Origin of the sequence: Castellaniella caeni NBRC 101664 (genome assembly GCF_001592225.1) — a bacterium.
GTDB lineage: Bacteria > Pseudomonadota > Gammaproteobacteria > Burkholderiales > Burkholderiaceae_B > Castellaniella > Castellaniella caeni.
In genome coordinates this window covers 78,300-89,585 of record NZ_BCWN01000014.1, presented here as the reverse complement: position 1 = coordinate 89,585, position 11,286 = coordinate 78,300, and the positions used below count along the sequence as shown (strand labels likewise).

The following is an 11,286-nucleotide window of genomic DNA, read 5'->3' as shown; positions in this document are numbered from 1 at the left end:
GAGGCGGGCTTTCTGAGCGGAAAGCCCCATTCTGGGGATGCGCCCCAGGCCCCGCCAGACTGGGAAGTACGAACGGATGAAACTGTCCATGCCGCCAAGTTGAAAACCGACGGCCGCAGCGGCGTTTCGTGCCTGGCCCAACCCTAAAGGCGACTTGCCTGACCCCCAGGCGCTGCGGGCGTTTGGCTGGCGTGTGCTCCACAGACCAGTTCACCTTTCGCGATTGTAGAATTGGAGAGGTAGCGCGATCGCTGAGACGAACTTGACCGCTTGGCCCCGACCGCCCCTTTTACCGTACTGATTCAACACCCCGCGCGCAACACGCAGCCAATCCAATGAATTCGCCCCCGCCCGTGCCACTATGCGCCCAAGACTATGCCGATCTCGCTCGGGCGCGGCTCGATCCCGCCATCTGGGCCTGGCTGGAATCGGGCAGCGCCGATCAGCTGACGGCGCAGGACAACCAGCAGGCCTATGCGCGGCTCAAGCTGCGCAGCCGTGTGTTGCGGCCCCTGCAGGGCGCGCACACGCGCCTGACGCTGGCCGGGCAGGCGCTGCGGCACCCGATTCTCATCGCCCCCAGCGCCTGGCATGGTCTGGTGCATCCCGAGGCCGAGCAGGCCACGGCGCTGGCCGCCGCCGCCACAGGCACGCTACTCGTGCTCAGTGCCCAGTCGGGCACTCCCATCGAAACGCTGGCCGCGCTGCCCGCCCCCCCGACGATCTGGTTCCAGCTCTACGCCCAGGCCCGGCCCGAAGACACCCTGGCGCTGGCCGAGCGGGCCATCCGGGCAGGCGCCCAGGCACTGGTGCTGACCGTCGATGCGCCGGTCAATGGCATCCGCAACGCCGAGCAGCGCAGCGGCTTTCGCTGTCCGCCACACATCCGCTCGGTGCACCTCGACGGCCTGTCACCAGCCCAGGCCAGGCCCACGCCCCCCGGCGGCAGCCCCCTGTTCGACAGCGGGCTGCTGGACGTCGCCCCCACCTGGGACACCGTCACCTGGCTGCGCCAGCAATTCCCGCAAGTGCCGCTGTGGCTCAAAGGGATACTCGACCCCGAAGATGCGCGCCTGGCGATGCAGCATGGCGCCAGCGGCCTGATCGTCTCCAACCACGGCGGACGCTGCCTGGACACCCTGCCCGCCACCATCGAGGCGCTGCCCGCCATTGCACGGGCCGTCGATGGCGCCCTGCCCATCCTGCTGGACGGCGGCATTCGCCGGGGCAGTGACATCCTGAAAGCCCTGGCCCTGGGCGCCCAGGCCGTGCTGATCGGCCGCCCCGCCCTGCACGCGCTGGCCGTGGGCGGGGCCTCGGGGCTGGCCCACCTCATCCAGCTGCTGCGTGGCGAGCTGGAAGTGGCCATGGCACTGACGGGTTGCCGCACACTGGACGAAATCGGCCCTCACGTGCTCTGGGACAAGCCCGGACACGGATCGGCCGCCGCGGACTGATCCATGCCCAGCAAACAAGGGCTGCTTATAACGGAATACCGCTTATAGCGGGGGGGCCGCTTATCACCGAGCTGCTTATAACGAAGACCGTCCATAACGCAGGCTGCTTACAAACGGTGAGGGAGAAGCAGCCACGCCCAGCGGCGGTTTCGATGCGCCCTTTATGAAATCAGCTTCGGCGGCGTATGCGGCAAGCGCGCCTCTGGTGCCCCCACGGATGCCTCGTCGCGCAGCTGGAAACTGGACACCAGCTGCAACAAGGTATCGGCCTGGGCCTGCAGACTGGATGCTGCCGCCGCTGACTCTTCGACCAGGCTGGCATTCTGGCGCGTGACGTCATCCATCTGCGTGATGGCCGTGCTGATTTCTTCGATCCCGGTTGTCTGTTCGCGACTGGCGGCGCTGATCTCGCCCATGATGGTCGTCACCTGGCGGATAGCCTCGACGATTTCCTGCATGGTGGCCCCGGCGCGGTCGGCCTGCGCATTGCCCTTGTGACTGGACGCCACGGATGCCTCGATCAGCGTCTTGATCTCTTTGGCCGCACCCGCACTGCGCTGCGCCAACGCTCGCACCTCGCTGGCCACCACGGCAAAGCCGCGGCCCTGTTCGCCCGCGCGGGCGGCTTCGACCGCCGCATTGAGCGCCAGAATATTGGTCTGGAAGGCAATGCTGTCGATGACACCGATGATGTCGGCCACCTGTTGGGCTCTGGCATCGATCTCGCCCATCGTCCCCACCAGCTCGGCCACGATGGCCCCACCCCCCGTAGCGATCTGTGTGGCCTTGTTGGCCAGCGTATTGGCCTGCTGGGCGTTGTCGGCATTCTGGCGCACGGTGGCGGTGATTTCTTCCATCGTGGCCGCCGTCTCGGCCAGCGAACTGGCCTGCTGTTCTGTCCGCGAGGACAGGTCGAGATTGCCGCTGCTGATCTGCGCCGAAGCTGCCGCCACGCTCTGTGCACCGCTGCGCACACGCGCGATCATGTCGGTGAGGCCGTCTTGCATCGTGCGCAGGTGGGCCATCAAACTGACGTCATCGTGCTCACGCACCGGCACGCGCTGCGTCAGATCGCCCTGGGCCACCTGCGTGACCAAACGGTTGGCCTCGGCGGGCTCACCCCCCAGGGGACGCAGCACCAGCCGCCCGATGGCCAGCCCCAGACACAGAATCGTCAAGGCCACGCTCAGTAGACCCAGGCCTGCGGACAGCCATTCCAGGCTGCGGACGTCTTTCAGAATCTGGTCGTTGGGCAGCGTCACGGCAAAGCCCCAGGGCGCGGCCACCCCCGGAAAATAGATCGGCACCTGAATCACCGTGGCGTCGGTTTTCAGCAGCGGATCGTACAGCAAGGTGGTCAGGGTCTCGCCATCGGCGATGGATTTCAATGCCGCCCGCAGATCGTCCGCGCTGAGCCCCAGGTCTTCACTCAGTCGCTTGCCCAGCAGGCTGCTGTCGCGGTCGCCGACGAAATACCCTTGATTGGACAAGAGACTGGCGTACCCCGTCTCGAAGGGGCGCAGCTTGCTGATCGACGACTGCAGATTGGCCAGGTCGATATCGACGCCGACCGCCCCCACGAAAGCCCCCTGCTTGAGGATGGGCACGGACACCGTGGTCAGCAGCGCCTTGCGGTTGCCATAGTCGTAGGTGAACGGATCGCTGACCGTGATCTTGCCGGTCTTGCGCGGCACCAGATAGTAATCACCCGCACCTGGCTGGTCGATGCCGCTGAGCACTTCCTGGGCAATGCCACCGTCGGTCTGGCGATTGAGCTGCACCAGGTAGCGGCCACTGGCATCCGACTGTTTCGTGCCCGCGAACTGGCTGTCGCGCCCATCGAACGCGTTGGGTTCCCAGGCCGACCAGACCCCCAGGTACGCCGGCTCGGCCTCGAGCACCTGGCGCAGCAGGGCCGTCGCCTGGGCGCGATCCGCGGTGCCACCCGAAGCGCTCAAGGTTTGCAGAGCAGCAGCCAGCGTACGACCGGTTTCGATGGCCTGGCGCAGCGGCGCCGTGGCATCCGACCCTTCGCGGCGCGCCAGCTCGGTGCCGTAGCGCGTTGCGCTTTCGAGCTGAAAGTGCGCCGCCTGACGGGTAAAGACCGTCAGCGTGATGGCAAACCCCGCGATCACGATGCAAGCGACGATCAGCATCAACTGCTGACGCAGCGTAAGGCGGCGGAACAAGGCGGGCATGGCGCTTCCTGAAGTTCAAATTACTTGACAGGTAAATTTACATCATAAAGCAACAAAAGAAATAAATTTGGCGAAACTAAACAACAAAATTTACATATAGGCGGAATATAGGCAGAATCAAGCAAGAATCCTGCGCGTCGATGTCCTACGCCGCGCCTGCGGCTTGCTCCCACCTCGCAGCTTGCACGCTGCTCGGATTCGTTAGGAGGCTGCTTTTGCTTTGGGGCGGCCCGGCAGCAACAGTAGCCCCCACGCTGCGCCTGCGGCTTGCTGCCCCCAAAGGGGGCGCTTTTTGCTTTGGGGCGGCCCGGCAGCAAAAAAACCGGCGGAAGGCCGGTTTTTGTCTGTTTCGCTGCGAGGTTTGTTCAGTGGTGTCGGCGGCGCTGCAGCAGGTAGTGCCAGACGAAGCCGGGATATCCCAACACGATGAACAGGGCCAGCGTGACCGCGTAGAATTCCCAGCCCTGGGGAAAGGCGTTGCCCAGGTCGAGTTCGAAGGTGAAGCCGAACGTGCCCACCAGCACATAGCCGATGAGCAGTTCGAGGAAGCGGTCGATGAAGGGCTTGCCCTTGGCGGCGGCCTTTGCAGCCGCGCCGTTGGGGCGCCTTGTAGCAGGCGGCGCAGCGTCCGCCGCCGACACCGCCTGCGCTACTTCTGATGACACGACTGCCGCCCGACCCACCGCCTGCGCCGTGTCTGCCGCCTGGCCCGCCTGCGCCGTCGAATCTGCCGCAGCCGGACGCACGGCCTCATCCATGAGCGCGGCCATGGCCGTCATGTGCTCGGACTGCGCCGTTCCATGAGGCACCTGCGCGGCAGCGGCCGCCTTGCGGCCCGCCAGCCAGCCTGGAAAATACAGCAGGCCAAAGGCCAGCAAGCCGCTGACCAGCAGCTTGCCGATGAAGAACAGGCCGCCCACGCCGCCGAAGGCGCCGCCCACCAGGCGCGGGGTGCCCCAGGCCCATAGCGCCAGCGCCGCCAGAAAAACCAGGCCCACGACCCAGCGCGCCAGGCTGCCCAGCGATTGCGTGGCCCGCGACCAGGGCCACGGGGCCAGCGGGCGTTCGAGCAGGAACGGCAGGTTGGCCAGCACCAGGGCGCCCAGGATGACCAGCCAGACAGCGACCGACAACGTCATATGGACAGCCTTAGAACACCAGCGACTGGCGGATGACGTCGATGCACAAGGCCATCAGGCCGCCCGGCATCACGCCCAGGCCGATCACCAGCAGGCCGTTGAGCGACATGACACTGCGCGTGACCGCCGTGCCCGAGCTCAGTTCGACGCCGTCCTCGGGCTCGTCGAAATAGGCCATCTTCACCACGCGCAGGTAGTAGAAGGCGCCAATGAGCGACATCATCACGGCGAACACGGCCAGCGGCACGTGGCCCGCGTTGATGAGGGCCTGCAGCACAACCAGCTTGGCGTAGAAGCCCGACAGGGGTGGAATGCCGGCCAGCGAGAACATGGCCAGCAGCAGCACGCCGGCGAGCATCGGATTGCGGCGATTGAGCCCCTTGAGATCGGCGATCTCTTCGGCCTCGAAGCCCTGGCGCGAGAGCAGCATGATGAGGCCGAAGGTGGACAGCGTCGTCAGCACGTAGATGACGATGTAGAACAGCGAAGCGCCGTAGGCCGCCGCGCTGGCGCCCGGCTGGCCCTCGAACACGCCCGAGAGCAGGCCCAGGAACACGAAGCCCATGTGCGAGATCGTGGAATAGGCCAGCATGCGCTTGAAGTTGGTCTGCGCGATGGCCACGATGTTGCCGATGGCCAGCGACAGCGCCGCCATGATGAGCAGCATGGGCTGCCAGTCCATGGCAATGCCGTGCAGGGCCTCGATGAGCAGGCGGATCATGATGGCAAAGGCGGCAAACTTGGGGGCCGCCCCAACCAGCAGCGTGACCGTAGTGGGCGCGCCCTGATAGACGTCGGGCGTCCACATGTGGAAAGGCGCCGCCGTCAGCTTGAAGGCCAGGCCCGAGACGATGAACACCACACCGAAGGCCAGCGGCAGGCGCTGTGCCCCGCCGTCGCGGATGACCTGGGCGATCTCGGCCAGGCCCAGCTGGCCGGTGGCGCCGTAGATCATGGACATGCCATAGAGCAAGATGCCCGAAGCCAGGCAGCCCAGCACGTAGTATTTCATCGCGGCCTCGGTGGAGGCCAGGTGATCGCGGCGCAGAGCCACCAGGGCATACAGGGCGAAGGACATCAGTTCGACGCCCAGATACACCGTGAGCATGCTGCCCGCCGAAATCATCACGAACTCGCCCAGCAGCATCAGCAGCGTCAGCGAATACAGTTCGCCGCCACGCGTCACCATGTCACGCTTCTCGGCGTAGGAATGGCCGTAGATGAGCGTGACCGCCACGGCAATCGCCGAGAGGATCTTGAGGAAGTGCCCGAAGGAATCGGCCACGTACAGGTCGCTGAAGGTGCGGCCCTGCACGCCGTTGCTCCACTGGCCCCAGGAGACCAGCACCGCCACCAGCAAGGTGCCCAGGGTAAGCATGAAGGTCATGCGCCGGGAGGGCTCGGTGCCAAAGGCATCGATCAGCAGCACGACGCCCGTCAGCACCAGCAGAACGATCTCCGGGGTCGCCAGCGCGAAGTCGAAAAGATTTTGCATCGTGATTCCGGTCTACAGTTTCGATTGAGCAACGTGATCGAGCAGCGCCTGCACGGACGGGTGCATCAGATCGGTGAAGAAGCTGGGGTAGATCCCCATGAAGAGCACAAAGATGGCCAGCAGGCCCAGCACCAGGAACTCGCGGCTGCACAGGTCTTTCATGCCGTCCACTTGCTCGTTGGCCACCGGGCCCAGCGCCACGCGCTTGAGCATCCACAGCGAATAGCCCGCACCCCAGATGAGCGCCGAAGCCGCCAGCAGGCCGATCCAGAAGTTGTACTGCACGGCCCCCAGGATGACGGTGAATTCACCCACGAAACCGCTGGTGCCCGGCAGGCCGGCGTTGGCCATGGAGAACAGCACGAAATAGGTGACGAAGCGCGGCATGCGGTTGATGATGCCACCATAGGCGTCGATGCGGCGCGTGTGCAGGCGGTCGTACATGACGCCAATGCACATGAACATGGCGCCCGAGACGAAGCCGTGCGACAGCATCTGGATGATGGCGCCTTCCAGGCCGGTGATGTTGAAGACGAAAAAGCCCAGGGTGACGAAGCCCATGTGCGCCACGGACGAATACGCCACCAGCTTTTTCATGTCGTCTTGCACGATGGCGACCAGGCCGATGTAGATGACGGCCACCAGCGACAGGCCGATCATCAGGCCCGCCAGGCTGTGCGAGGCATCCGGCGCGATGGGCAGCGAAAACCGCAGGAAGGCGTAGGCCCCCAGCTTGAGCATGATGGCGGCCAGCACGATGGAGCCGCCCGTGGGCGCTTCGACGTGGGCGTCAGGCAGCCAGGTGTGAATCGGCCACATCGGAATCTTCACGGCGAATGCGGCAAACAGCGCAATGAAAATGAAGATTTGCTGCGAATAGCTGAGCGGCATCTTCTGCCAGGTGGCGACGTCGAACGACTGCCCCGCCACGTGCCACATATAGATGAAGGCAATGAGCGTGAGCAGCGAGCCCATCAGGGTGTAGAGAAAGAATTTCAGCGCGGCATACACGCGGTTGGGGCCGCCCCAGGCGCCGATGATGATGTACATCGGAATCAGCGTGGCCTCGAAGAACACGTAGAACAGCATGCCGTCCAGGGCGCTGAAGACGCCGATCATCAGGCCCGACAGGATGAGGAAGGCCGCCATGTACTGCGCCACGCGCGACTTGATGACTTCCCAGCCCGCCAGCACCACGATGATGGTGATGAAGGCCGTCAGCAGGATGAACCACACCGAGATGCCGTCGATCCCCAGGTGATAGTTGAGGTTGAAGGCCTCGATCCAGGGCGTGTTTTCGACGAACTGCATGTCGGCCGTCTTGGGATTGAAGCCGGTGTACAGCGGCAGGGTGACCAGCAGGCTCACGATCGAGCCCACCAGCGACAGCACGCGAGTCGGCCCCGGGTTGTCGTCGCGCCCGATCAGCAGCACGAGCAGGCCGAAGATGATCGGGACAAAGATCGACAGGGTCAGCCAGGGGAGTGTTGAAGACGCCATTTCGCTAGCCATCAATGAACCATCAGAACGAAGAATGTGAGAAACACCATGATGCCGATGATCATGGCGAAGGCGTAATGATAGATGTAGCCCGACTGCAGCAGACGCGTCGTTGCCGCAGCCACGCCCACCATGCGGGCGCTGCCGTTGACGATGATGCCGTCGATGATGCCGCGGTCGCCGCCTTGCCACAGGCCGCGGCCCAGGCCGCGGGCGAAGCGGGCAACCACGCGCTCGTTGAACCAGTCGAAGTAGTACTTGTTGAGCAGCGTGTCGTAGACGGGCTTGAAGGCCCTGGCCAGCGCCGCGGGCACCGCGGGATTGACCAGCCAGCAATACCAGGCGACCACGAAGCCGGCCAGCAGCAGCAGGAAGGGCAGCGCGGTCAGGCCGTGGATGCCGAAGCCGACCCAGCCGTGCCATTCTTCAGCCAGCGCGGCCATGGCCGGGTGTTGCGCCAGCACGGTGATGGACTTGCCGAAGAAGCCGCCAAAGAGCAGCGGATCGACGAACCAGACACCCGCCACCACCGACATGAAGGCCAGGATGGACAGCGGCAGCGTCACCACCCAGGGCGATTCTTTGGGCTTGGCGCCATGCAGGGCATGGATGCTGGGGCCGTCGCCGTAGCTGGCCCAGTGGCTGTCGTGGCTGTGGTCGTGATCGACGTGATCGGGATAGCGTTCTTTGCCGTGGAAGACCAGGAAGTACAGGCGGAAGGAATACAGCGAGGTGACGAACACGCCCGAGAGCGTGAGCGCATAGGCAAAGCCCGCGCCCGGGATGTTGGCCGCGTGCGCCGCCGAAATGATGCTTTCCTTGGAATAGAAGCCCGAGAAGAACGGCGTGCCCACCAGCGCCAGCGTGCCGATCAGCATCGTGATCCAGGTGATCGGCATGCGTTTCCAGAGGCCGCCCATGTGGCGCATGTCCTGGTCGTGCAGCATGCCCATGATGACCGAGCCCGAGCCCAGGAACAGCAGCGCCTTGAAGAAGGCGTGCGTCATCAGGTGGAAGATGGCCACCGAGTAGGCCGAGGCGCCCAGCGCCACCACCATGTAGCCCAGCTGCGAGAGCGTGGAATACGCCACCACGCGCTTGATGTCGTTTTGCACCACGCCCAGGATGCCGAGGAAGAAGGCACCGAAGGCACCGATCACCATGATGACCGAGAGCGCGGTTTCGCTGAGTTCATAGACCGGCGAGAAGCGCGCCACCATGAAGATGCCCGCCGTCACCATGGTGGCGGCGTGGATCAGTGCGGAGATGGGGGTGGGGCCTTCCATGGAGTCGGGCAGCCAGACGTGCAGCGGCGCTTGCGCCGACTTGCCCATGGCGCCCACGAACAGGCACAGGCAGGCCACGGTGAGCATCTGCCAGTCGGTGCCGGGGAAGACGATGCCGCCCAGCTTGTCGGCCTGCGCGAAGACTTCGCCATAGTTGAGGCTGCCCGCGTAGGCATACAGCAGGCCGATGCCCAGCACGAAGCCGAAGTCGCCCACCCGGTTGACCATGAAGGCCTTGAGGTTGGCGAACACCGCCGACGGCTTGGAGTAGTAAAAACCGATGAGCAGGTACGACACCAGGCCCACGGCTTCCCAGCCGAAGAACAGCTGCAGCATGTTGTTGGCCATCACCAGCATCAGCATCGAGAAGGTGAACAGCGAAATATACGAGAAGAAGCGGTTGTACCCGGGGTCTTCGGCCATGTAGCCGATGGTGTAGATGTGCACCATGAGCGACACCCCCGACACCACCACCATCATGAGCGCCGACAGGGGGTCAATGAGGAAGCCCACTTCGTACTTGAAGGTGCCGATCATCGACCAGGTGTAGATGGTGCCGTCGAAGGTCTGGCCGGCCAGCGTCTGCTGCAGCACGACGAGCGAGCCGACGAAAGACACCAGCACCCCCAGGATGGTGAGGGTATGCGAGCCACGACGCCCGATCCACGAGCCCATGAAGCCCGTGCCGAAAAAGCCCACGACCACGGCCGTGAACAGCGGCGCCAGGGCAATCAACAAATAAAGACTTTGTGCAGACATCTTGCCCTTACCCCTTCAATTGGTCGAGCTTGTCGACGCTGATGGTGCTCAGGTTGCGGAACAGCAGCACCAGAATCGCCAGACCGATGGCGGCCTCTGCCGCAGCCACCGTCAGCACGAAGAACACGAACACCTGCCCCGCCGGATTGCCCGACCACATCGAGAAGGCCACGAAATTCATGTTGGCCGACAGCAAGATGAGTTCGATCGACATCAGCAGCACGATCAGGTTGCGGCGATTGAGAAAGAAGCCGAACACGCCGATGGCAAACAGGATGGCCCCGACGACCAGGTAATGGCTTAGACCGATTTCCATCATTTTTCGGCTCCTTCGGCTTCAACAGCGGGGGCCTCGACCACGGCGGGCATATGCACCACGCGGATACGGTCGGCGGCGGTGACGCGCACCTGCTTGCTGGGGGTCGTGCGCTTGAAATCGGTGCGCTTGCGCATGGTGAGCGCGATGGCGGCAATCATGCCCACCAGCAAGATGAGCCCGCCCACCTGCACCGCATAGCTGAAATGCGTGTACATGGCCGTGCCCAGCGCCAGGGTGTTGTCGAAGTTGTCGGGCACGGGCGGCAGGCTGGGGGCATCGCCCCACGAGCGCAGCACCACGAAGGCCATCTCCAGCACCATGATGCCGCCGATGGTAAGCCCCAGCGGCAGATACACCTTGAGGCCGGACTTCAGCCCTTCAAGGCGCATGTCGAGCATCATGACGACGAACAGGAACAGCACCATGACGGCGCCCACGTAGACGATCATCAGCGCGAGCGCGAGAAATTCGGCCTGGATCAGCATCCACAGCATGGACGCGGTGAAGAAGGCCAGGATCAGGTGCAGCACGCCGGTGACCGGGCTGGTGGCCGTGATGACGCGAAACGACGCCACGACCAGCACGATGGCCAGCAGGTAGAACAGTATGGAATCAAAACTCATGGTCAGTCATCCGCATCAACGATAAGGCGCATCGGCAGCGCGGCGGGCCGCGATTTCCGATTCGTAGCGATCGCCCACGGCCAGCAGCATGTCTTTGGTGAAGTACAGGTCGCCCCGTTTTTCACCGTGGTATTCGTGCAGGTGGGTCTCGACGATGGCGTCCGTGGGACAGGCTTCTTCACAGAAGCCGCAGAAAATGCACTTGGTGAGATCGATGTCGTAGCGCGTCGTGCGGCGGCTGCCGTCTTCGCGCTGTTCGGACTCGATGGTGATGGCCAGCGCCGGGCACACGGCCTCGCACAGCTTGCAGGCAATGCAGCGTTCTTCGCCGTTTTCGTAGCGGCGCTGCGCGTGCAGGCCGCGAAAGCGCGGCGAGGTCGGCGTTTTTTCGACCGGGTAGCGCAGCGTGATCTTGCGCTTGAAGAAGTACTTGCCCGTGAGCCACATGCCCTCGAACATTTCCTTCAGCATCAGACTGCCGAAGAAGTCTTTGATTGCTTCCATGATGTC

At 64.0% G+C, this 11,286-nt stretch carries 9 protein-coding genes; 1 reads left to right on the top strand and 8 read right to left on the bottom strand.

Translation table 11 applies throughout. From position 1 onward, the window contains the following. Positions 1 to 335: 335 nt before the first annotated feature. Complete coding sequence (locus CCA01S_RS10145) at positions 336 to 1,457, top strand: alpha-hydroxy acid oxidase (protein WP_066457812.1); 1,122 nt, start codon at positions 336 to 338, stop codon at positions 1,455 to 1,457. 161 nt (positions 1,458 to 1,618) lie between these two features. Here CCA01S_RS10145 and CCA01S_RS16230 read toward each other — a convergent pair whose 3' ends face one another. The 8 genes from CCA01S_RS16230 to nuoI all read right to left on the bottom strand — a co-directional run bounded on the left by CCA01S_RS16230 (position 1,619) and on the right by nuoI (position 11,280). Continuing rightward, positions 1,619 to 3,655 carry a methyl-accepting chemotaxis protein gene (locus tag CCA01S_RS16230; protein ID WP_066457810.1) on the bottom strand — a complete coding sequence of 679 codons (2,037 nt, stop codon included), beginning with the start codon at positions 3,653 to 3,655 and terminating at the stop codon, positions 1,619 to 1,621. A 365-nt stretch (positions 3,656 to 4,020) separates the two neighbouring features. Then, entirely contained in the window at positions 4,021 to 4,794 is a 774-nt protein-coding gene (locus CCA01S_RS16070; protein WP_066457808.1) for a DUF2818 family protein, read from the bottom strand. A gap of 10 nt (positions 4,795 to 4,804) precedes the next feature. Next, positions 4,805 to 6,289 (bottom strand): NADH-quinone oxidoreductase subunit NuoN, encoded by a 1,485-nt coding sequence (gene nuoN, locus CCA01S_RS10130; RefSeq protein WP_066457806.1) that lies wholly within the window; start codon positions 6,287 to 6,289, stop codon positions 4,805 to 4,807. A gap of 12 nt (positions 6,290 to 6,301) precedes the next feature. Next, the gene (locus CCA01S_RS10125) at positions 6,302 to 7,789 is read right to left on the bottom strand and encodes an NADH-quinone oxidoreductase subunit M (RefSeq protein WP_066457803.1); all 1,488 of its coding nucleotides are present in this window, start codon (positions 7,787 to 7,789) and stop codon (positions 6,302 to 6,304) included. An 11-nt stretch (positions 7,790 to 7,800) separates the two neighbouring features. After that, positions 7,801 to 9,834, bottom strand: coding sequence for an NADH-quinone oxidoreductase subunit L (nuoL, locus tag CCA01S_RS10120; protein ID WP_066457800.1), 2,034 nt, complete (start codon positions 9,832 to 9,834; stop codon positions 7,801 to 7,803). Positions 9,835 to 9,841: 7 nt separating this feature from the next. Then, positions 9,842 to 10,150, bottom strand: a complete 309-nt coding sequence (gene nuoK, locus CCA01S_RS10115) for an NADH-quinone oxidoreductase subunit NuoK (protein WP_066457843.1) — start codon at positions 10,148 to 10,150, stop codon at positions 9,842 to 9,844. Next, positions 10,150 to 10,776, bottom strand: coding sequence for an NADH-quinone oxidoreductase subunit J (locus tag CCA01S_RS10110; protein ID WP_066457798.1), 627 nt, complete (start codon positions 10,774 to 10,776; stop codon positions 10,150 to 10,152). Before CCA01S_RS10110 ends, nuoK begins: the two co-directional genes overlap by 1 nt. 15 nt (positions 10,777 to 10,791) lie before the next feature. Next, positions 10,792 to 11,280: an NADH-quinone oxidoreductase subunit NuoI gene (nuoI, locus tag CCA01S_RS10105; protein ID WP_066457795.1), complete on the bottom strand. Its 489-nt coding sequence runs from the start codon at positions 11,278 to 11,280 to the stop codon at positions 10,792 to 10,794. Between the last annotated feature and the right edge of the window lie 6 nt (positions 11,281 to 11,286).